The organism is Ruegeria sp. CDSC052 (assembly GCF_059610685.1).
In genome coordinates, this window is sequence record NZ_JBXWOB010000001.1 from 896922 (window position 1) to 918659 (window position 21738).

Consider the following 21738-nt stretch of genomic DNA (forward strand, 5'->3'; position numbering starts at 1 on the left):
CCCTGTTGAAAATGAATGTTGCGGTTTCCAAAGGTTAAATGCTTTGGCAAGTGCCGCAGGTCAAGGGCAGAGATCATAAAACCCGGAGGTCCGCGATGCTAACTCAGGCGCGCAAGATGTTTTACCGCGCCCGCGGATACTATGCGGGCAGCCTGAATGGCGAGCCTTTCCGGCTGGATCCCTACCACTCGAAGTTCTGGCGCAAGGCCTCGGCCGGCGCGTGGGAGCCCGAGACTTTTGCCGTGCTGGATAGATATCTAACGCCGGACAGCGACTATCTGGACATCGGGGCATGGATTGGCCCAACGGTGCTGTACGGTGCCCGCAAAGCCCGCCACGTCTGGTGTTTCGAACCAGACCCCACCGCGTTTCGGCATCTGGCGTGGAATCTGGACCTGAACGACATTCGCAATGTTTCGGCATTTGGCGTCGCATTGTCGGATCAATTCGGCGTGGCCCGTATGGCATCCGTTCGCGGTGAACCCGGGGATTCCACCAGTTCACTGTTGCATGACGGGGTGCATGGGACAGATGCATTGACCATCGAGTGGGATCAGTTCGAGGCCGTAAATGACCTGTCCCGTGTCTCCTTGGTCAAGATGGATATCGAAGGGGCAGAATTTGCGGTTCTGCCGAGCCTTCTGCCCTTTCTGAAAAAGCATCGCCCGGCCCTCTATCTTTCGCTCCACTCGCCCCTTCTGGCCGAGGAAGACCGGCTTACACGGACATCTCAACTCCTTGAAAGCCTTTCATTCTACACCGAAATTCAAGACGAAAACGGGCGCCCGCTAAAGGTCGAAGAATTGCTGCAACCTCAAGAGTTGAAGCGGTATCGCGCCGTTGTGTTGCATGAATAGAAGGTGCAGTATTTTTTTCGTGCATTAGTTGCATATGCGCTTGAAACTCTCGCGTTGTTTGGTGTCTTCCCTTCTGGATAGACCGAGTAAACGAGGAACCATGAAATATCTTTTCTTAGCATCCATTTTTACCGTTTTTGCACAGGCAGCGGCGGCGGAAACAATTACTTACGATTGTGCCGTTCGCGACCGCGACGGAACCGGGTGGGTCGCGCCCCGCTATATCTTTGTTATTGATAAGGACGGCGTTAGTGCGCAAACAGCCAGCGGGCACAACGAAATGCAGTCCGCTAAGCTGAAAATTGATAGAAAGAAGCGTTACAAGCTGGATTGGCGCGTTGAGTTGACAGAGTTTGGCGGCCAAAAAGTCCGGGTAAATTACACGGCCCGCATTGACCCTTCTGACAACACCGTGAAACTGAGAGGCAACTGGGTGAATGCCAACTTTGTCAACAAGCCTTCAGGGCAAGGCAAATGCAAAGTGATCGATGGTTAAGCTTCGGTTAAACCGCAAAAGCCCCGGAAAATCCGGGGCTTTTTTTCCTAGCTTCGGAACCTAATAAACCCCGACCTCACTGCCCGGCTGCGCTGCGACCTTCAACAGTTTGAACACGTAGTCTGCGGTTGACCGGAAGCAGACGACGCGGAGAGTTTCGGCGTCATCCAGCCAGAACGCACCGGCAACCTGCGCCAAGCGCGAACGGCGGATTTGGCCGGGTTGGAAGGCGTCAGCCGACAGATCTACCGGGGCCAGTTTGCCCAGAACTTCGCGAGCGTTCGCGCCCGAGATGCTGAACACCGCGCGGGCATCCGAGACGTTGACCGCCAGGGCATGCACACCGCTCAGCGCGTTGGTCATCGCGGCCAGTTTGGCCTCGACCTCGGCATATGGGACAAGGACAAGCAATTCGTCGGTGGACATCCAGCAAACACCGCAGTCTCCGTCGACAAATGCCTCGCGCTGGCCGGGTACTTTCTGACCGGTGGCGTCTTTGACGGCCTTGGCCAGAACCTTGTCGGACAGGTCGCCGCGCAGGGTGATCATGCCCTGCAGGCCGCATTCTTCAACCTTGGCGATGCCCTCATAGCTGGCGTGGTTCAGTGCGCTGATGGGTTCAGACATTCTGCTTCTCCCCGTCCTTGTCGAAGAAGATCGGATCCACGATCTTTGCTTTGTAGGATTTGCCATCGGTGCCCGGGAACTCGACAATCTCGCCCATGCGGTCAGGACCATGCTTGATCAAGCCCATGGCGATACCTTTGCCCAGGTTGGCCGAATAATAGGTTGAGGTCACACGACCGATCATGTTGCGCTGACCGTTGGCGTTGACACCCTCGCCCACTGCGTAAGCCCCATCCGGGATGACAGAACCATCCACAGTCTCAAGACCCACCAGTTTCCAACGCTCGGGATCGGCCATATGGCTGCGCGAATGTGCGCGCTTGCCGAGGTAATCCTCTTTCTTTTTCGACAGCGCCCAATGCAGCCCCAGATCCTGCGGGATCACGGTTCCATCGGTTTCGTCGCCGATCATGATAAAGCCTTTCTCGGCCCGAAGGATGTGCAGACATTCGGTGCCATAGGGCATCACGCCGAATTCCTTGCCTGCCTCTGTCAGCGCATCCCAGAAGGCCTGCCCTTGGGATGCAGGTACGGCGATCTCGTACGACAGCTCACCCGAGAACGAGATGCGATAGGCCCGGCAATCAAAGTCGCCGATCTTGCCATCGCGCCACTCCATGAAGGGCAGCGCCTCCTTCGACACATCCATGCCGCCGAGCTTTTCAAGCACCTTGCGGGCGTTGGGGCCAACAACGGCGACCTGCGCATATTGCTCGGTCACGTTGGCAACATAGACTTTCCAGTCCCACCATTCGGTTTGCAGCCATTCTTCCATGTGACCGTGGATACGTTCGGCCCCGCCGGTGGTGGTGTGGCACAACCATGTGTCTTCGTCGATCCTGGCAACAACACCGTCATCGATCAGAAAGCCATTTTCGGAACACATCAGGCCATAGCGGCATTTGCCGATCTTCAGCGTAGACATCATGTTGGTGTACATCATGTCCAGGAACTTGCCTGCGTCCGGCCCTTTTACGATCAGCTTGCCCAGGGTCGAGGCGTCCAGCAAGCCGAGGTTCTCGCGGGTGTTTTTCACCTCACGGTTCACGGCGTCATGCACGGATTCACCCGGGCGAACATAGGCATAGGTCCGGCGCCAATGGCCGACCGGCTCCCAATCGGCGCCGTTCTTGTCGTGCCAGTTATGCATCGGAGTCTGGCGGATTGGCTGGAACACCTCACCACGTGCCTCACCGCCGATAGATGCCATTGAAATTGGGGTGTAAGGCGGGCGGAACGTTGTTGTTCCAACCTTCGGGATTTCGGAGTCCAACGCATCGGCTAGGATCGCCAATCCGTTGATGTTACTCAGTTTACCCTGATCCGTTGCCATGCCCAGAGTGGTGTAACGCTTGGTATGTTCAACGCTCTCATACCCCTCACGCGCGGCAAGTTGCACGTCCGAAACTTTGACGTCGTTTTGGAAGTCCAGCCAGGACTTCATCCGCAGTTGAATATCCGCGTTCGCAGGCATCAACCAGACCGCAGCCATAGGTGCCTCGGACGTAGTTTCCCCGACAGGCGCTTTGGTGCGTTTGGTTTTGAATCCAGCCGCTTTGGCTGCGGCCTTACCGGCTGCATCGGCATCGGCCAGCACATCGCCCAGCGCCATCGGGCCATTCGATGCCCCGGCGGCTACGACGAACCCTTCGCCATCGGCCCCAAGCGGGGGTCGCGCAGGATCCGGCCGGAAATGCGCATTGGCATCGTCCCAGATCAGCTTGCCGCCGCAGTGCGACCACATATGCACGACCGGAGACCAACCGCCCGACATCGCAACCGCATCGCATTCCACCTCTTCACGGGCGCCACCGATGCCGTCCTGATTGCAGATGGCAACTTTCTTGACGCGTTTGCCGCCTTTGACTTTGGCAATAGCCTTGCCCACATCGACGCGGATACCCAGTTGGCGCGCCTCTTCAGCCAGAGGGCCCGAGGTAGCCCTTGCGTCAACCACACGCAAGATATCCACACCGGCCTGTTTCAAGGTGATCGCAGTCCGGTAGGCGTCGTCATTATTGGTGGCCACAATCACCTTTTCACCGGGTGTCACACCCCAGTTCACGACATAGTCCCGCATGGCCGAGGCCAGCATGACACCCGGCACATCATTACCCGCAAAAGACAACGGACGCTCAATCGCTCCGGTAGCAGTCACGACCTGTTTCGCCCGAATACGCCACAGGCGATGGCGCGGGCCTTGTGCGCCAGGCTTATGGTCCGTCAGGCGTTCATAGCCCAGCACATAGCCGTGGTCATAGACCCCTGCACCCATGCAGCGATTGCGCAAGATGACGTTGTCCATTGTTTCAAGTTCGGAAACAATTTGTTCCACGAACTTATCCACAGGCTCATCATTGATTGTGCCGCCATCAACTGGGGCACGGCCACCCCAATGCGCGGTCTGCTCAATCAACATGACCTTTGCACCGGACTGAGCGGCCACTTTGGCAGCCTGCAAACCGGCCACGCCGCCACCGATCACCAACACATCGACGAAGTTGTAGAAATGCTCATAGGTATCCGCATCACGGCTGTCCTTGTCGGGGGCTTTGCCCAGACCGGCAGATTGGCGGATGAACGGCTCGTAGACATGTTTCCAGAACGGCTTGGGATGAATGAACATCTTGTAATAGAAGCCAGCCGGCAAGAACCGCGACAGGTGCGTATTGATCGCACCGATATCAAATTCCAGGTTCGGCCAGTGGTTCTGAGAGATTGAGGTCAGACCGTTGAACAGCTCGGTCGTGGTGGCGCGCTGGTTCGGCTCGAACCGATTGCCCTGCCCCAGACCGACCAGAGCGTTGGGTTCTTCCGCACCACTGGCGACAACACCACGTGGGCGGTGATACTTGAACGACCGGCCCATCATCATCTGATCATTAGCCAGCAAGGCCGAGGCAAGCGTGTCGCCTTCGTAGCCCTGCATCGAAGTGCCGTTGAAGGAGAATGTGACCTGTTTCGACCGGTCAATCAGCCGGCCTTGATTTGCGAGACGGGTGCTCATGATGCGGACCTTTCGCAGGCGGAATTACGGGTGGTGGTGCGGATCATTTGTATTCTCTCCACGTCCAGCCAGGGCGCTTGGCGGTGATCGCCTCGCGAATTTCTTTGGGCGGCTCAAACACCTGGGCAGAGTAGGTGCCGAAAACTTCGAGCGTTTGCGTGCAGCGCGCCGCGTGGAACCACTTGCCGCATCCATTCGCATGGCGCCAGCGTTCGAAATGAACGCCTTTAGGGTTTTCACGCATGAACAGGTAATCGTGGAAATCACCATCTGATGAGCCCGGACCGAAACGCTTCAGATGCGCCTCGCCACCGGCGGCCAGTTCGGTTTCTTCGGCATCGACACCGCAATAGGGGCAATTCAGGATCAGCATATGTTCATCCTCTCGGCAGCAGGCGAGACCATGCTGCATGCGAAATCTAAGTAACGGGTGCGCGAGATTTTTCGCCGAAAAATCTCCATCAGTGCGCCACCCCGGCCGCGACGCTTTCGTCGATGAAGCGGCCTTCTTTGAAACGATCCAACGAGAACGCCTCGGTCAGCGGTGAATGACCCGTGGCCATCAGCTGTGCCATGCCCCAGCCGGACCCTGGAATGGCTTTGAAGCCACCGGTGCCCCAGCCACCGTTGATGAAACAGTTCCCAAGCGGTGTTTTCGACAGGATCGGAGACCGGTCACCGGTCATGTCCACGATCCCGCCCCATTGCCGCAGCATTTTCAGGCGTGAGATCATCGGGAAGGTCTCGACCAGCGCGCGCACAGTTTCTTCGATATGGTGGAAGCTGCCGCGTTGGGTGTAGTTGTTGAACCCGTCGGTGCCGCCACCGATCACCATCTCTCCCTTGTCGGATTGCGACATGTAGCCATGCACCGTGTTGGCCATCACGACCACGTCCATGCAGGGTTTGATCGGCTCAGACACCAGCGCCTGCAGAGCAATCGCCTCAAGCGGCAGACGGAAGCCCGCCATTTCGGCCAGTTGACCGGAATGGCCCGCAACCACGATGCCCAGCTTGTCACAGTCGATCGCACCTTTGGTGGTGTCGACACCGACAACACGACCATCCTGTGACCGAACCCCGGTCACTTCGCATTGCTGGATGATATCCATGCCCATGGCGGAACAAGCGCGCGCATAGCCCCAAGCCACCGCATCGTGACGGGCGGTGCCACCGCGTTCCTGCCACAGCGCACCCAGAACCGGATAGCGCGGGCCTTCGAGATTGATGATTGGCACCAGTTCCTTGACCCGTTCAGGTGTGATCCATTCAGTCTTTACACCCTGCAGCGCATTCGCATGAGCCGTGCGCTGATAGCCGCGGATTTCATGCTGGGTCTGCGCCAGCATCATCACGCCGCGCGGGCTGAACATGACGTTATAATTCAGGTCCTGGCTCAGATCCTCATAAAGGCTGCGCGCCTTTTCATAGATCGCGGCAGACGGATCCTGCAGATAGTTCGAGCGGATGATGGTTGTGTTCCGACCGGTATTACCACCGCCCAACCAGCCTTTTTCGATCACAGCGACATTCTGGATGCCATAGTTCTTACCCAGGTAATAGGCGGTTGCCAGACCATGGCCACCCGCCCCCACAATGATGGCGTCATAGCGTTTCTTGGGCTCGGGCGAACGCCAGGCGCGTTCCCATCCGGTATGATAGCGCAGCGCTTCGCGCGCCACAGCAAAGGCTGAATAGTGTTTCATAAGCGAATCCATCCGGTTCGGTGATTGGCGCAGGTATGCCGCGTAACCGCCTTTGGCCCCTGCCGTGCAACGCCATAATATCGCACTATTGCGACATCGCCCTTATTATTGCGACATGAAGCCCCCTCGCGGCCATTTGTCCCTTTTTTCCGCCCCGCCACAGGTCTAAGTCAGGACAGCCATCTTGGAGTTATCATGACCTTCTGGGCCCTCATCATAGCCACCGCCGTCCTGATAGCGGTTTTTCTTGGGATTTCGATACTGCGTAGGCGAGATACGCGCGAACCATCCACTGCGTATGACTTGCAGGTCTATCGTGAACAGTTGGCCAGCGTAGATCGAGACCTGGCCCGTGGTGTCATCGCTGACGCAGATGCCGAGCGAGTTCGCACGGAAATTTCACGCCGCATTCTTGCGGCTGATGCGCAGATGCAATCTTTGTCTGAACCGCAAGGGCCTTCCAAATGGATCTCGGTTACGGCATCCATATTTGTCGCGGCCATCCTGGTTGGCGGAGGATCCTGGATTTATCTGAAGCTTGGTGCAGCCGGGCTCCCCGATCAGCCCCTGTCATTGCGGCTAGAAATGGCCGATGCTCTGCGCACAGAGCGCCCCAGTCAGGCCGAGGCAGAAGCCGCCACGCCACCCGCACCACTGCCACAGCTTGACGAAAGCTATGCCTCTCTTCTCGGGCAACTTCGCGAAACCGTTTCCGGTCGTCCTGATGACCTACAAGGACATATCCTTCTTGCCCAGCACGAGGCGAACGCAGGTAACTTCCATGCCGCCTACAAAGCGCAGCAACGTGTGATCGAACTGTCTGGGAACACGGCACCCGCAGATGCCTATTCGCATCTTGCCGAGATGATGATCCTTGCTACCAACGGATATATCTCGCCCGAAGCTGAAGACGCATTGAAACAGTCATTGCAGCGTGATCCACGCCACGGTCCGGCCTTGTATTACCTGGGACAGATGATGGTACAGGTCGGACGACCTGATATCGGTTACAGGATCTGGGTGGATGCACTTGGAAGCGCGCCGACAAATGCCCCCTGGGCAACGGCCATTCGCGCACAGATGGACGATCTGGCCTTTCGTGCGGGTGTGTTCAATGCCGCCCCTATGCCAGCAGGGAACCCAGGCCCCGGTGAGGATGACATCGAGGCCGCTGCATCTCTGACCGCACAAGAGCGCCAAGAGATGATCCTTGGCATGGTCGAGCAACTGTCAGACAGGCTTGCAACCGAAGGCGGCTCCCCCGAAGAATGGGCCCGGCTGATCGGTGCCCTTGGGGTGGTTGGCGACATCGACCGGGCCACCGCGATCTACGCCGAAGCCCAATCCGTATTCTCGGACAATGACAACGCACTGGATATCCTTGGTGCGGCAGCAGCTCAGGCTGGGGTGACCCGATGATCCATGACATTTTTGAGGAGTTTGCAGGCTCGCTTGCGCCTATGAGCGCGTTGATCGGTCTTGATCTGGGAGAAAAGACTATCGGGGTTGCAGTCTCGGACCGGATGCGCGGTGTTGCTAGCCCGCTGGAGACCGTAAGGCGCAAGAAATTCACTCTGGATTCTGCCCGTCTGCTGGAAATCATAGCCGACCGTGAGATCGGGGGCATCCTACTGGGTCTGCCGAAAAACATGGATGGTAGCGAAGGGCCACGCTGCCAGTCCACCCGTGCCTTTGCCCGAAACCTGTCCCGTTTGACCGAAGTTCCGATCGGGTTCTGGGACGAACGGCTCAGCACGGTTGCGGCAGAAAAGGCACTGCTTGAGGCGGATACGACACGAAAGCGTCGCGGACAGGTTATCGACCACGTCGCGGCAGGCTATATTCTGCAAGGCGCGCTGGACAGAATGCGCTTTCTTTAAGGATCGGAAAACGCTGATGTCGAACATGGTTTGGAAAAGGAACGAGGTCGAAAGCCCGTGCATCCAGATCTGCGTTGTGCACCCGACCGAGCGTATTTGTACCGGTTGCTACCGCACGATCGACGAAATCTCTCGCTGGTCAAAAATGGACAGCTCTGAGCGCGCCGATATCATGGCAGACCTACCGTCTCGCAAACCGCTGCTTGCCAAACGGCGCGGCGGCCGGGCGGGGCGGCTCAACAAGGCCTGAGATTTCCACAAAAGGATGTGATTGCTGAATCTGCACCGCTGCGGGCTGGTCTGAACTACGAGGGGGTCAAGTTCGTTGACAGCTGGTGAGTGAGTGGCAACCCACAGCGGCGCGTTTCAACAATCGATCCTCTGCTGTGGTTCGGCAGAGGAGTTCGATCTGTGTACGTCTTTTTTGACCAATCGATCAAGAAAAATCCTCGCTGATATTTCTGTGCCCTGACGTAAATGTCACAGCAGGCTCAAACCGCTGCGTTTCTACCCAGACGCAAGCCATGTTTTGGCGTTCTGAATTTCCTCGGCGGGAAAGAACTGAGTGCGTGTGCCAAGGATGTGGCTGGCCACCCGTTGGGCCAGATGTTGCCAGGCTTTGTCGCCAACAACCGCTGCCCGATCCAGATTACCAATATGCCCCCGGGCCAGCCGAAAATGCGAGGCAAGCGCCGTAAGGCCTTGCCATCCGTCAAACTTGGACAGATCAATCAGCAGGCGAAACCCCTGTTTCTCCTGCAAAATGTAGTCCAGATCGGTTTCGGCCTTTTTGAATTCGTCAGGGTCGAGTTTTCCCATCAGGCTGACCTGCACGCAGGGGCCGCCCAGATCCATAACGTGAATAGAGCCCAGAGATTCGCGCAACCATCGGCGCGCTTCTTCTATATTAGCGTGATCGAATACCTGCACAGGGCAAGGGAAAAGCGGAGCCGCAAGCCGGATACTGGTCTGAACCCAACCCTGATCCGCCACCACTCCAATTCGGTCAAAGCCGCGCCAGTGGCTGAGGCCCAATTTTGTATCCGACCAAACCGCATTCAGATCGTACCCTTTGAACTCTGGCTGCACGATCGCCAACAACCGCACTGTATCGTGTTCGGCCAGTGCGGCCTCAATCGCCGGGATCAATGTTGTGGAATAGTCCGTACCTGTCACTTCGCCGGAAAGCTCGATTTCAATCAATGCTCCGTCAGAGTTTTTGTGGACAGCAATCATCAAAAAATCCTCCAAATCTGTATAATGACAGAACGTTAGGAGGATTTGATCCATTCGGCCACACCGCCAGCGCATTCAGGCCGAAAATAGGCGATCATCCGGCCATCCGACCCAGCCTCAGCCCCGCTGCCCCATGGCGCTACCCCGTGCAGGCAGTGGCGGTGCAGCAGATAGGCCTCGCCCGGACGTGCGGGCAGTACGATGCGACGGCAAGTATCAAAGACCTCACGACGGGCAGCCTGATAAACATCTGTTATGTCCACCTGATCCAGAGTGTCCGGGCGCTTGTCTTCAAGTGCATCCGCAAATGCAGCCTGCATGATCTTGTGGCTACCTTCCCAAAGAACCATCGGGGACGCATTCGCGCTGGCATCGGTCAATGGAATGCCCAGAATCCACGCATGCGGTTCCTCGACCCTGCGGCGCCTGTCCGGGCCGGACGGGCGTAAACCATCCACATGGGCCGCATCCCGCTTTGCTCGATACTGGGCAGCAGCCTCGCCCTCTCCGCGTCGGGGCAACGGGTAGCCGGGGTAAATGACCGAGACCTGGGCTTTGTGCAATGGCAACGACCCATAACGCGACACTATGAAATCCATGACGGCCCCGGTCAGAACCGGGGACCCCTGGACCCTGCCCTCGGTGTCGTTGTTCAGCGCGTCGACCCCAATGAACCAGGTCCCTTCACAGTCCAGCCATTGCGCGAATTCCGGATCCGCCGCAGCAGCGCGTGCTGCGGGCAGCGCATAAGATATCCAGTCCAGAATAGCCCGGTCTTGGGGAAATTTCACCCAACCCTTTTCCTCGAAAGAACTCAAAAACCCAACGCCTTGCGCAACATATTCAGGGCGACCAGAGTCAGGAAGACCGCGAATATCCGCTTGAGCGGCTTTGGATCCATCGCATGGGCCAACGTTACGCCCCAAGGCGCAGTGATCATGGTCATGGCGACCACAATCCCAAAGGCAATCAGATTGACGGCGCCGATGGTAAAGGGCGGGCGGTGTTCAGGGGCAATTTCGAGAAACAGGAACCCCATGACCGAGGGCACAGCGATGATCACGCCAAACCCGGCCGCCGTGGCGACAGCCCGGTGAATTGGCGTGTTGAACAAGCTCATTAACGGCACGCCAAAGCTGCCGCCGCCGATACCCATCAGAACGGATAGGAAGCCGACCGAGGGCGACAGGAGAGCGCGTATCAGGCCCTTGGGCATGGCGTCTCCAAGCCGCCATTCGGATTTACCCAGACCAAGATAGGCGCCAATCACCATACCCAATACACCGAACAGGGCTTGCAATGCCTCGGTCCGAAGAGCGGATGCCACCATCACGCCCAACACCGCACCGATAGCGATGCCCGGACCCCAACTGCGCAGGATATCCCAATCAACGGCACCCTTTTTGTTATGTGCCAGAACCGACCGCAGTGAGGTTACGATAATCGTTGCCAGTGAGGTGGCGAGGCACAGCTGCATCAACTGCGGGCCGCCATACCCAAGGGTCTGAAACGCATAGAAAAAAGCAGGGACCAGCACGATGCCTCCGCCGACACCCAACAGACCCGCCAAAACGCCTGCCAGCGCTCCGATCACCAGCAGAAGAACCAGCATCTGAGCAAGCAACATTACTTCGGGCATCATTCCCCCCAACCGACCTTTTGCCGTATTGCCACCATTCAGGCCTCGGTCAGAGGCGCGACATGATCCAGTGCCTGCAACATAACCTCGGGGCCCGCCCCGTCATGCACCGCACCTTCAGACAGGGTCCGTCGCCAAGCCCGCGCACCCGGCCGTCCTGCGAACAGGCCAAGCATATGTCGCGTAATCTGGTGCAAGCGCCCTCCGCCAGCAAGATGGCATTCGATATAAGGCACCATTTTCCGGACAACAGCAAACGGGTCGGCGGCCTGACCGACCCCAAAAATCACAGGATCCGCTGTGGACAGAACATCTGACGGCTGATGATACGCAGCCCGCCCGATCATCACACCATCCAGCCCTGCATCCAGATGCCCGCGCGCCTGTTCCAGATCAGCAATGCCACCATTTATAGAGATGTGCATATCCGGGAATTCCGCCTTCATCCGATGCACGAGATCATAATCCAAAGGCGGTATATCCCGGTTTTCCTTGGGGCTGAGCCCTTGCAGCCAGGCTTTGCGCGCGTGAATTGTGACCCGAGAGCATCCCGCTTGCCTGATCTGGCTCAGAAACTCAGGCAAAATGTCTTCGGGCTGTTGGTCGTCGACTCCAATGCGGCATTTGACCGTGACATCTACGTCCACGGCTTCGCGCATTGCGGCAACACAATCCGCAACGCGGTCAGGGGATTTCATCAGCACCGCACCAAAAGTGCCAGATTGCACTCGATCAGACGGGCAGCCACAATTCAGATTGATCTCATCATAACCAGCATCCGCCCCCAACCGGGCCGCTTGTGCCAATTCCTGAGGGTTCGACCCGCCCAGTTGCAGGGCCACGGGATGCTCCTGCGGGTTGTGGTCCAGCAAATGCAGCGCACCACCCCGAACTAACGCAGGCGCTGTTACCATTTCAGTGTACAGCAGCGCCTCGGTGCTCAGCAACCGATGCAGATAGCGACAATGCCTGTCCGTCCAATCCATCATGGGTGCAATGGAGAGGCGTGCCGCCCGCCTCACTTCGGAAAACCCTGATTTTTCTTGGTTTTTCGAATCCGTCATCTCTACCGTTTTCCCCGTTTTGGCCCGATTTAGCCCCGTTTTTGGGTGCAGTGCTACAGAATGTAGCACCGACGGCGCCGTGTAGCACTTTTTTCGCCCCAAGTTCCAGCACTCCGGTTCGAGCACTGCCGGGCTGCCGTCCTACCCCATCAGTTCTGCCCCATTCGGCTCGATCGCCCCCGATTTGGGTTTCAAACCCAGTCAAACCCGCTTCCGAAAAAATCAAACGATCAGATGTCCCGGCCATGGAAAACCCGTGACTGAAAGGAATTCCCATGGGAACTATCACAGAACGCCTCAAGGCCAATGGCAAACCGAGCTTCACCGTCCAGATCCGCAAGAAGAAAAACGGAAAGGTCATCCTCAACTTGGTCGAGACATTTGCCTCGGAGCAGGCTGCAAAAAGCTGGTTGAAGCGTCGTGAAGACGCCTTGAAAAAGCCGGGCGGCCTGGAACGCACCGTAAAGGCAAAGACGCGCAAAAGCGTTGCCGATTGCATCAGCGACTACATCGATGCCTCGCCTGAAGGTTTCGGCAAATCCAAGTCCCAGATGCTGAGTTACTTTCAGCGACTGGATTTTGGCGCATCTGCCATCGAAGATCTATTGGCACGGGATTTCGTAAAAATCGCAATGGAGCTTCTGTCTGGGCTTCAATCGCGCCCCGTTGATCCGCAAAGGGATACGCCCGCACATTACACCTTCAAACCCCGCAAACCGCAAACGGTCAACGGATATATGGTGACCCTGGGCACGCTGATCCGTTTTGGCGGGCCAATCTGCGGCGTCACCATGCCACGCGCCGAATTCGAGGAGGCCATGCGCACCCTTCAACATCAGAAGATCGTCACGAAATCAGCTCAACGAACCCGTCGACCCACCCTCTACGAGCTCGACTTGTTGATGAACCACTTCGTCAACGGATACCGGAAAAATCCCCGCATGGTACCGATGCACAAAATCGTGCCGGCAGCGATCTTCGAAACCCATCGCCAAGGGGCCATCCTATCGCAAACCTGGGAAGATTTTGATCTGGAGAATGAAGAGATCACCATCCGCAACATGAAACACCCCAGGCAGACCCAAGGAAATGACATGACGCTCTCCATTCAGCAGGAAGCGCGGGCGATCATCGAATCCATGCCTCGCGCTGAGGACAGGATTTTCCCCTACAACAGCGATGTCGTCAGTCGTCGGTTCACCGATGCCTGCAAACTGCTGGGGATCGAAGACCTGCATTTTCACGATCTTCGCCACGAGGGAATTTCCCGCCTGTTCGAGATGGGACTGACCATCCCCCAGGTAGCTCAGATCTCCGGTCATCAGTCCTGGCAATGCCTCAAGCGCTACACACAAATCAAACAGCGTGGCGACAAATATGACGGATGGAAGTGGTGGGACGTGGTAACAGCACCACTGTGATTTGAAGGGAACCACTATTTGACTGTCGAAAGCCAGGGAGGCGTCAACATCGCTTACGATATTCGAAGGATTAACAATTGTGGCCACCCGGGCCTCACAGTAGGGACAATATGGAAGGTTTGAACCTCCCTTCCCTGCGTCCCGAAGACAGTGCCAAGGCGGAAATTCCTCAAAAATAAGGGGTAAATACAGGGGGATTTAGAAGGAATGGCCTGGAGTGGCGGTATTTTCGGGAGCGCCCCCGGAAATGGTCTTTGACGGCGAAGCCTTGATCACTCAAAAACCATCCGACCTGGCTCCACACTTGTGATGAACTCGACAAGGTTTTCAACGAGGCCTGACGGTGGCTCTCGCCCGATGGCACACTCCCAGACGACACCCACTCGCCATCCAGCCTCCTCAAGATCGTGGATGTTACGCCCATCTCTCTCCACATTCTGGCGGAATTTTTCTACCCAGAATTCGACGTTGCTGGAAGGCGTGGTGGCTTTCCGGCATCCGGAGTGGCGGTGCCAGTAGCAACCATGGACAAACAGGACAGTTTTCCACCTCGGCAGCACGATGTCCGGTGAACCAGGCAGCTTTTTGGCATTCAGCCGGAATCGAAATCCTCTGCGGTGAAGGGCCTTCCGCAGAGCTACCTCTGGCCTGGTATTTCGACCTCGAATGCGCGACATCATCCTGGAGCGTACTTCGGGTGTGACTATGTCTACCATGTGATCCCATTCTCATGGCGGCAGGTTTGCCCTGGCGCAGATCATACTCTTGAAGATAAAAGAATAATACATTGAAGGGACGTAGATGAGCAGTGAATTCGCAATAATCGACCTGTTTGCGGGGCCGGGAGGCCTTGGTGAGGGGTTTACTCAGGCTGGCCGTGATGGCGACGTCAGCATGAAAATCCACCTGTCTGTGGAAATGGAGACCAACGCCGTGCAGACTTTGCGTCTGCGCTCCTTCCTGCGCCGCTTTGGCGAAGAGTTTCCGGAGGAGTACTATGCGGCACTGAATGAGGGTGTGGAATTTCCGAACTGGTCGGAGCTCTACCCGGAAGAATGGAAACACGCAGAGCAGGAAGTCCGGCAATTGGTTCTGGGAGATTCCGGTGTTTTCGACGAAATTGCAGGGGTTCTCGACAAGGTTCGCACAGACTTCCAAGGAAACACCATCCTGATCGGTGGTCCGCCCTGCCAAGCCTATTCACTGGCTGGCAGATCGCGCAACAAGGGCAAGGAGGACTATGTCCTCGAAAACGATCACCGGCATTATCTCTACAAGGAATACGTGAACATCTTGGAGCGCCTCGAACCGGCAGCCTTCGTGATGGAAAACGTCAAGGGAATGCTGTCGAGCAAGGTTGATGGCGGGGGAATCTTCCATCGAGTGTTGGATGATCTTGCCGGGGCTGGACGAGGTTACACCCTGATTCCGCTGACTGCTGCGCCGCATCTCGGGGTGGGACATCCTCCGGCGCGAGACTTCATTCTCCGCGCAGAAGATCACGGTGTGCCGCAAGCCCGGCACAGGGTGATCGTGGTCGGCGTGCGGAAAGATATCTCTGAAAAGTTGAACTTCGGGGAGGAACCTCTCCTTGTGCGCCGAGATCGGCACACGACCGTTGAAAGAGCGCTCTCCGGGATCCCGCGTGTTCGGAGCGGGCTGAGCCGAGGTGATCAACTGGAAGCTTGGATCGATGCGGTACGAGACCAGGCAAAGGAGATCTCAGAGGCAAAGGATGTGCCTGAAGAAGTCAGGAAACGTGCCCGACGAATTGCCAAGACAAATGAGCTTCCATTGGCACGACAGGCGCGAGCCTACTCTGATGATCATCAGCTTCCGAAGGATCTGGAAGAATGGCTACTGGACGAAAAACTGGAAGCCGTCCTTCATCATGAAACCAGGGGGCACATCCCCGGCGATCTCGGGCGTTACCTGTTCTCTTCCATCTTTGCAGAGGAGCATCAGAAGGCTCCGAAATTGTCTGAGTTCCCTGATTTTCTGCAACCTGAACATAAGAACCGTGAAACAGGGCACTTTGCTGACCGATTCCGGACTCAGGTAGGTAGCCGTCCTTCGACCACGGTGACGAGTCATATTTCAAAGGATGGGCACTATTTCATTCATCCTGACCCTACACAGTGTCGATCCTTGACGGTCCGAGAGGCAGCCAGGTTGCAGACGTTCCCTGACAACTATTTCTTCCATGGGGGCAGAACGGCCCAGTACCATCAGGTGGGCAATGCAGTGCCTCCGTATCTGGCATTTCAGGTCGCAAGCGCGGTTTCCAGCATGTTGAAACAAGCGACGAAAGGGTAAACACTTAGGTTGAAAATAGTCTTCATAGCTAAAATGGTCACTACATTTATCAAATATAGTTGACATTCTTAATTCTGAATAACTATATGAGTCGGGCACCACGCGAATTGGAGGTGACGGCCGATGGTTGAACGAGACAAGCGACAGAAATTTGAGGAACTCACCGAGAAGCGCGTGAACAAGGCGATCAAGGATCTCCGCCTCATCGGAAACCTCTCGAACAGGAACAACTACTCGTTCGATGATGGTGATGTTCGGAAAATCATGAAGGCGCTCGACGATGAAATGAAAGCATTGAAGGGGCGTTTTGCACAGACCCGCCCCTCGGACCAAGATTTCAAATTGTAAATTAGGAAGATGTGATGTGGAGTTTTCCAAAGGCCGGCCCAGAGCACAGCAATTCAAGTTCGAAACTGAATGAGTTCTTCAATGATCAGGATGCTTCTACGGCTCTGGTTCGAGAAGCCGTCCAGAACTCATTGGACGCCGCTCTTGATCCGACGAAACCGGTCAGAGTGCGTCTTTCGTTGGCCTCGTTCCCATGGGAAACCCTCGAGCCATTCCTCCGGACTGGTCAAGCAGGAGAGACCGTTGACAACCACCTGTCGAGCAACGATCTCGGAAAGTTCGCGGAGAGTTTTGCCGGAAAGGAGCTTCGCTGTTTGATTATCGAAGATGAAGGCACCAAGGGCCTCATCGGCGAAACTGACAAGAGCAACGCTCATTCGGGATCCAACTTCGTCGGCTTCTGGTGGAACGATGGGATCAGTGGCAAGGGTAAAGGATCCAGCGGCAGTCACGGCGTTGGTAAAACTACTCTTACTCGTATTTCCGGAATGTCGCTGTTTTTGGCGGTGACAAAGCGCAGCGATGACCAGAAGAGATACCTTCTTGGCTTTGCGAACTTGCCCTATCATCGAGTGAACGGAAGCAGTTATCTCGGCTACGGCCGATTTGGCCAATCGGTTCATGAAGGCGGCAATGAAAAGTTCATGCCAATCGAGGAAACTACTGACGTTGAGAGGTTCCTGTCCGAGTTCTCCTTGAAGCGTGACGAGAGCGGCTTGTCGGTCTTCATCCCGGGCATTCCCAGTTCAGTCGACAGCGGTGGGCTTCTCCTTGCGACGGTACGCGATTACTACTGGCCCATCCTGAAGGGTGATCTTGTTGTCGAAGTCGTCGATCGCCTTTCCGGTGAGACGACGACGGTGTGCGCGGAAAACCTCTCAGAAGTGATCACGCATATTGCAGATCAAGGGGAGCGGCTCAGGAAAGCTGTTTCGGACACTGAACACCGCGTCGGAATTGTGCGGGAGATCCTTGAACTCAAGACCGGCGGGAAGCCAAACTGGTTTGCTGGTAATGAGCCGATCATGACACACACAGCCCATGGAGACACCCGGGGGGCAGTTACCAAGGATTGTTTTTCGGAAGACAACCTTGGAAGGATGTTTTCTGCATTCGAGAAAGGTCAATTGGTTGGGTTCAGTTTCAGCCTGAAATTCGAGACCGTTGATGGGGAGCAGCAAGTCGGTTTGGTCGAAGTATATTTCAAAAAAGATGACTACAAGCTGACCGATAATGCGCAATTCATCCGGAACCAGATCATCATATCGAGGCAACCCTCAAACATCCCGGCAAAGAATGTCACCTGCTTCTTGATCGCTGAAGATCGAGATATGTCGGACTACCTCAAGGAAGCCGAAGAGCCGGCGCATACGAGGTGGTTCCTGAATCGATTCAATGAACAAAAAAGCTTCACATCCGATTGGGCGCTGCGGTTTGTGATGGATCTCCCAGCATACATGTATCGCATCCTTTCTCGGGAAGATGAGGATGCGAACACATACGAGAATTTCGCAGATGATATCTTCTCTGTAATGGAACCGATGGGGATTGGTTCCAAGAAGAAACGTGGACAGAAGCGGAAAAAGTCGGAGGAACCGGATGACATCCCCCCAGTGAAGAGGTCGCCTGCCATTCGGGTCGAAAGGGATACAGAGATCCCGGGTTTCGACCTGCTCCCCGTGGGGAACATTGCCGAACTGTTCGAAGAAGAGGAAGTTGCCTTCCCGGTCGAAGTTTCCGTGAAAGCGGCATATGTATCGGCTCTCGGAAAAAGCAGATCATGGCGGGACTACAGCAAAATTGATTTCCAATTTGGAAAGACCATTCCAATCGAGATTTCGCCAAAAGGAGCAGCAAAAATTGTTTCGGCGTCGGAGAATACCTTCACCGTTGAGCTGCTCCAGCCGGAGTTTCGGGTTTCAGCAAAAGGTTTCGATGGAAACCGGGACTTGCTGATCCATCCGAGAATTAAATTGTGATGAGGTTAGCCGATGACCATTCAGCTTGAATTCAACGACACGCATAATTTCACTGGTCGAGCTCGGATCAAACAGAAAAGCGAGCTTTTCTCTTTACAACTCCTTGACCGCCAAGGGGAAACTGTCCGAATACATGCAAAATTCGACCGGGCCGCGATCGAGAAAGAGTGCAAGCTCGACAAAGAAGAACCCAAGGAGTTTGTTCTCGATGTCTTCGCGCTTGGCGACATTCGTCGACATGTGCTTCCGGAATACAGGTCCGAGGATGAAATCGAGTTGGATGAGATCCCGGATGGAGCAAACTTGGAATTTCGCCTAAAGGTGATTTCACGTTCTGTAGATACTTCAGGGAAGATCCTCGCCGCAACAGGTGGGCGTGTAAGGCTCCATACCGGCAGTGGAGACGAAGGCTCGGGAGAACAGAACCAGGGCATCTTGGATCTCAAACCCTCAACGAGCATCGGGGATCGCATTTGGCAGGTTGGGTGGGATGGGCACGGAGACTTCGAGGTGTTCGTGCACGCCGACTATTTCCACAAATTCGTCGACGATCCACTGTTCGCCGCACATGTATTCCCCGAGATCGTGAGAAGTGTCGCCACAGGAATTCTTCTGAGATTTGACAGCATCAAGGACATTGACGAGGATTCCCTTTTGGCAAAGTGGGTGAGCTTTATTCAGCAACGGCTCGAAATACCCCTCGAGGGAGAAGAAGCTGCCTATCTCAACGATGCAGACAACATTGATAGGCTCGACCTCGTCGAACAGATCGTTGCTGTGTTCACCAGTCAGAAATGGCGGGACGGCAAAACCCTGATCGAGGAGATCTTGTAATGGAGAGAACGCTTTGCGAGTTCAATTCGGATGGTGTAGCCGCCTTTCAGGAATTGATGAATGCGGAGAGGGCAAAAGTGAAATCTTCTCAGCCAGCGAAGGTTTCCGAAGATTTCTTTTCCATGGTTGAAAAAATCGCTGGGGCTTCAGAATTGGTTCAAGAGCTGCCTGGAGCTGCCCCAATCGATGCCTCCATGGTCTTCGATTCAAGGTACGATTTCGGCCACTATCTTCACGAGACCCTTCCTGTCGAATTGTCCAAGGTCCAGTATTCGAATGTGGGACTATGGGCTTGGATATCGGCGGTCTACCTCCCTCAATTGTTGAAGCGATCCAGTCGGGGAAACTCGCATGATCTATGGAGTACCTATCGGTATATTCCCCTCGCCTACAGCAAGTTCCGTTACTACAGGCATCTGGCTTTCATTTCGTTCTGGCTTCACAGGCAACTGGGAGAGACTGCTGCGCGCCTGTTCTTGTCTCGGCCCATGTATGAGCACTCCGATGCCATCGAGCAGCTCTATACCTCCGACAAGGATTTCCTGACAACACCGGCTTTGCTGGAGGTGTCGGTCGAAATGTACTTGGATGCCGAAAGCGGGGCTATGAAGAAAAAGGCGCTTGGCAAAGAAACCCCTGGCAGCGCCAGACGCTTGGCGACCAGGGTGGCGAAACAGCTGCAAATGAATTTCGACATGCATTCGATGAGCAAGGAACAGGTTTACAGTCTCCTACCTGCCGAATTCGATGCCTGGAGAAAGTAGCGGGTGCAAACAGGGTTCAAGCTTTCTTTTCAGGATCGCCGTTTTTCAAGGCATCTGGCAGCCCCAAAAAACGCCGGTCGGAGGGCCGAGTAATCCTCTTGTGTAACCATGCCAAGGTGGCCTCCCTCTTCGAGGCTTCCAATTGCCCGAGGTGTTCTTGCAAGGCGGCGCCGTAGATGATTTTCCTTCGCGTCTCGTCGCGGCGCTTCTGTTTTTGCGCCTGTGCGTGAAGGTCCCTGAGCCGCTGTCGAGCGTGTTCGATTTTCGTTTCCAAATCCGCCAATTCGTTCTCCCATATCGATGGTGGTCGAACAGGAAATGGTGCCCTGTTTGAATGATCGCTCCTATCTTTGAATAGGTGTCTCACCCGCCGGTGGGGTCCTCCCTCCATCGGCGTCTTGAGAGGCCGCACGGGGCGGCCTCACCAACTGGAGGATCCAACATGGATATCGAAACCGAACGCGAGGTTCACGAGCTGACGCTGGTGGCAATCTACCATGGTCGCCTGCTTGCCGGCGAATGGCAGGAAACGGGGCTCGTGCCTCTGGGCACAACGAAACAACTCACTCAGGATCTGCTGCAGAACCTCCATGAGCGACGCGGATTGGAGGAATTGGATGAGGATCGCCTTCACCTGCTGGGTGAGCATATCAGAAAATTCACCAACCAGTATCGTGAAGGCCTGGGTGATCGAGCGCTGCAGCAGAATATCGAGACCGAGCAGATCTTCGACGCGAAAGCGATTGATCTCATCAATCTCGCATGGCGTTGGCGGCAGCTGCGTGGCGCCAAGCGCGCGCTGGATGATAAGATAGCGGCTATCAAAGTGACAGACAGGTTGCTGGCTCACGTTTGAAACTGGTTTTCCCGGCAGCCAGATTGTTCGAAAGAAAATGAGGTTTCAAACCCCCTTAAAAAATCCTTCTGCAAAAATCGATTTGAGCCATTTCCTCAAAACCGTCGCCATGGGTGGCGGTTTTCGCAACCCAGGCAGCCCCTTCGAAAAGGCTGTCAAACAAGAGGAAATCCAATGAACACGGCGATCATGATGATGGCAATGTACAATGCAAAAGCGATTATCGACACGGAAACCGTCGCGCGCGATTGGTTCAAACTATCTGTCGGGAAGTTCCACGAAAAGATCCGAGCTGGAGAAATTCTGCTACCACTCGTGCTCATGGAGGAAGAAAGCCAGAAATGCGCCAAGGGCGTCCATCTGATGGATTTGGCGGACTACGTTGATGAGAGACGGGCCGCCGCCGCGAAAGAACTGAAAATGCATGCTGGCTGAGACTGATATGACGACGTTGATGCTGCTGTTAGCTCGCCATGATGGGCGCGACGAGATCTCCTTCTCACAGATGGCGAGAGAGTACTTTGGCCTTGAACCAGAAGCTCTTGAACGAAAGATCAAGAAAGGACTGATCTGTTTTGAGTTCCCGGCTTGTCGAATGAATCTACGCACAAGCAAGGTACCCCTGCTCCACTTGGCACATTACATTGAGCAACGACGCACCGCTGCAAAAGCCAGGATGGGCGACTATGCAGCTGAATGATCGTTTGC

General features: G+C 55.6%; 24 protein-coding genes. 14 read left to right on the forward strand and 10 right to left on the reverse strand.

Annotated elements, in window-relative coordinates; genetic code table 11:
- Positions 1 to 95 precede the first annotated feature (95 nt).
- Positions 96 to 857, forward strand: coding sequence for an FkbM family methyltransferase (locus tag AC2FIM_RS04505; RefSeq protein ID WP_496707907.1), 762 nt, complete (start codon positions 96 to 98; stop codon positions 855 to 857).
- 100 nt (positions 858 to 957) lie between these two features.
- On the forward strand, positions 958 to 1353 hold the full coding sequence (locus tag AC2FIM_RS04510; protein ID WP_142633046.1) for a hypothetical protein: 396 nt from the start codon (positions 958 to 960) through the stop codon (positions 1351 to 1353).
- Positions 1354 to 1413: 60 nt separating this feature from the next.
- On the opposite strand, the gene AC2FIM_RS04515 is transcribed toward AC2FIM_RS04510, so the two are convergent.
- The 4 genes from AC2FIM_RS04515 to AC2FIM_RS04530 all read right to left on the reverse strand — a co-directional run bounded on the left by AC2FIM_RS04515 (position 1414) and on the right by AC2FIM_RS04530 (position 6693).
- Positions 1414 to 1980, reverse strand: a complete 567-nt coding sequence (locus AC2FIM_RS04515; RefSeq protein ID WP_281994429.1) for a sarcosine oxidase subunit gamma — start codon at positions 1978 to 1980, stop codon at positions 1414 to 1416.
- Entirely contained in the window at positions 1973 to 4987 is a 3015-nt protein-coding gene (locus AC2FIM_RS04520) for a sarcosine oxidase subunit alpha family protein (RefSeq protein ID WP_496731780.1), read from the reverse strand. The genes AC2FIM_RS04515 and AC2FIM_RS04520 overlap by 8 nt, the downstream gene beginning before the upstream one ends.
- A 43-nt stretch (positions 4988 to 5030) precedes the next feature.
- A complete protein-coding gene (locus tag AC2FIM_RS04525) occupies positions 5031 to 5360 on the reverse strand; it encodes a sarcosine oxidase subunit delta (RefSeq protein ID WP_142633040.1) in 330 nt (109 codons plus the stop codon).
- Positions 5361 to 5448: 88 nt separating this feature from the next.
- Positions 5449 to 6693, reverse strand: a complete 1245-nt coding sequence (locus AC2FIM_RS04530) for a sarcosine oxidase subunit beta family protein (RefSeq protein WP_271947765.1) — start codon at positions 6691 to 6693, stop codon at positions 5449 to 5451.
- Positions 6694 to 6888: 195 nt separating this feature from the next.
- Between AC2FIM_RS04530 and ccmI the strand changes: the two genes are divergently transcribed.
- From ccmI to AC2FIM_RS04545, 3 genes are read left to right on the forward strand one after another with little or no spacing between them, the layout of a single operon-like run.
- Positions 6889 to 8112, forward strand: a complete 1224-nt coding sequence (gene ccmI, locus AC2FIM_RS04535; RefSeq protein WP_271947770.1) for a c-type cytochrome biogenesis protein CcmI — start codon at positions 6889 to 6891, stop codon at positions 8110 to 8112.
- On the forward strand, positions 8109 to 8573 hold the full coding sequence (gene ruvX, locus AC2FIM_RS04540; protein ID WP_271947775.1) for a Holliday junction resolvase RuvX: 465 nt from the start codon (positions 8109 to 8111) through the stop codon (positions 8571 to 8573). The genes ccmI and ruvX overlap by 4 nt, the downstream gene beginning before the upstream one ends.
- Positions 8574 to 8589: 16 nt before the next feature.
- Positions 8590 to 8823, forward strand: a complete 234-nt coding sequence (locus AC2FIM_RS04545; RefSeq protein WP_142633031.1) for a DUF1289 domain-containing protein — start codon at positions 8590 to 8592, stop codon at positions 8821 to 8823.
- A gap of 257 nt (positions 8824 to 9080) precedes the next feature.
- Here AC2FIM_RS04545 and AC2FIM_RS04550 read toward each other — a convergent pair whose 3' ends face one another.
- From AC2FIM_RS04550 to dusA, 4 genes are read right to left on the reverse strand one after another with little or no spacing between them, the layout of a single operon-like run.
- Positions 9081 to 9809 (reverse strand): SpoIIAA family protein, encoded by a 729-nt coding sequence (locus AC2FIM_RS04550; protein WP_142633029.1) that lies wholly within the window; start codon positions 9807 to 9809, stop codon positions 9081 to 9083.
- A gap of 35 nt (positions 9810 to 9844) precedes the next feature.
- Positions 9845 to 10600 carry a phytanoyl-CoA dioxygenase family protein gene (locus AC2FIM_RS04555; RefSeq protein WP_271947778.1) on the reverse strand — a complete coding sequence of 252 codons (756 nt, stop codon included), beginning with the start codon at positions 10598 to 10600 and terminating at the stop codon, positions 9845 to 9847.
- A 23-nt stretch (positions 10601 to 10623) separates the two neighbouring features.
- Positions 10624 to 11448, reverse strand: a complete 825-nt coding sequence (locus AC2FIM_RS04560; RefSeq protein ID WP_271947781.1) for a sulfite exporter TauE/SafE family protein — start codon at positions 11446 to 11448, stop codon at positions 10624 to 10626.
- A 38-nt stretch (positions 11449 to 11486) separates the two neighbouring features.
- A complete protein-coding gene (dusA, locus tag AC2FIM_RS04565) occupies positions 11487 to 12512 on the reverse strand; it encodes a tRNA dihydrouridine(20/20a) synthase DusA (RefSeq protein WP_496707905.1) in 1026 nt (341 codons plus the stop codon).
- Positions 12513 to 12787: 275 nt separating this feature from the next.
- Here dusA and AC2FIM_RS04570 point away from each other — a divergent pair, with 275 nt between their 5' ends.
- On the forward strand, positions 12788 to 13933 hold the full coding sequence (locus AC2FIM_RS04570; protein WP_496677883.1) for a tyrosine-type recombinase/integrase: 1146 nt from the start codon (positions 12788 to 12790) through the stop codon (positions 13931 to 13933).
- A 272-nt stretch (positions 13934 to 14205) separates the two neighbouring features.
- On the opposite strand, the gene AC2FIM_RS04575 is transcribed toward AC2FIM_RS04570, so the two are convergent.
- On the reverse strand, positions 14206 to 14649 hold the full coding sequence (locus tag AC2FIM_RS04575) for a very short patch repair endonuclease (protein ID WP_496677884.1): 444 nt from the start codon (positions 14647 to 14649) through the stop codon (positions 14206 to 14208).
- A gap of 85 nt (positions 14650 to 14734) precedes the next feature.
- Between AC2FIM_RS04575 and AC2FIM_RS04580 the strand changes: the two genes are divergently transcribed.
- From AC2FIM_RS04580 to AC2FIM_RS04600, 5 genes are all read left to right on the forward strand, one after another.
- The gene (locus tag AC2FIM_RS04580) at positions 14735 to 16249 is read left to right on the forward strand and encodes a DNA cytosine methyltransferase (RefSeq protein ID WP_496707903.1); all 1515 of its coding nucleotides are present in this window, start codon (positions 14735 to 14737) and stop codon (positions 16247 to 16249) included.
- Positions 16250 to 16372: 123 nt separating this feature from the next.
- Entirely contained in the window at positions 16373 to 16597 is a 225-nt protein-coding gene (locus AC2FIM_RS04585) for a hypothetical protein (RefSeq protein ID WP_496677887.1), read from the forward strand.
- A gap of 14 nt (positions 16598 to 16611) precedes the next feature.
- Positions 16612 to 18576: a hypothetical protein gene (locus AC2FIM_RS04590; protein ID WP_496677888.1), complete on the forward strand. Its 1965-nt coding sequence runs from the start codon at positions 16612 to 16614 to the stop codon at positions 18574 to 18576.
- A 12-nt stretch (positions 18577 to 18588) separates the two neighbouring features.
- The gene (locus AC2FIM_RS04595; protein ID WP_496677889.1) at positions 18589 to 19410 is read left to right on the forward strand and encodes a hypothetical protein; all 822 of its coding nucleotides are present in this window, start codon (positions 18589 to 18591) and stop codon (positions 19408 to 19410) included.
- The gene (locus tag AC2FIM_RS04600) at positions 19410 to 20174 is read left to right on the forward strand and encodes a hypothetical protein (RefSeq protein WP_496677890.1); all 765 of its coding nucleotides are present in this window, start codon (positions 19410 to 19412) and stop codon (positions 20172 to 20174) included. The genes AC2FIM_RS04595 and AC2FIM_RS04600 overlap by 1 nt, the downstream gene beginning before the upstream one ends.
- A 16-nt stretch (positions 20175 to 20190) precedes the next feature.
- Here AC2FIM_RS04600 and AC2FIM_RS04605 read toward each other — a convergent pair whose 3' ends face one another.
- Entirely contained in the window at positions 20191 to 20457 is a 267-nt protein-coding gene (locus AC2FIM_RS04605) for a hypothetical protein (protein ID WP_496677891.1), read from the reverse strand.
- A 159-nt stretch (positions 20458 to 20616) separates the two neighbouring features.
- Here AC2FIM_RS04605 and AC2FIM_RS04610 point away from each other — a divergent pair, with 159 nt between their 5' ends.
- The 3 genes from AC2FIM_RS04610 (at position 20617) to AC2FIM_RS04620 (ending at position 21730) form a co-directional block, all read left to right on the forward strand.
- Positions 20617 to 21030: a hypothetical protein gene (locus AC2FIM_RS04610; protein WP_496677892.1), complete on the forward strand. Its 414-nt coding sequence runs from the start codon at positions 20617 to 20619 to the stop codon at positions 21028 to 21030.
- A 174-nt stretch (positions 21031 to 21204) separates the two neighbouring features.
- Complete coding sequence (locus AC2FIM_RS04615; RefSeq protein WP_480666713.1) at positions 21205 to 21465, forward strand: pyocin activator PrtN family protein; 261 nt, start codon at positions 21205 to 21207, stop codon at positions 21463 to 21465.
- 7 nt (positions 21466 to 21472) lie between these two features.
- Positions 21473 to 21730, forward strand: a complete 258-nt coding sequence (locus AC2FIM_RS04620; protein WP_496677893.1) for a pyocin activator PrtN family protein — start codon at positions 21473 to 21475, stop codon at positions 21728 to 21730.
- The last annotated feature ends 8 nt before the right edge of the window (positions 21731 to 21738 follow it).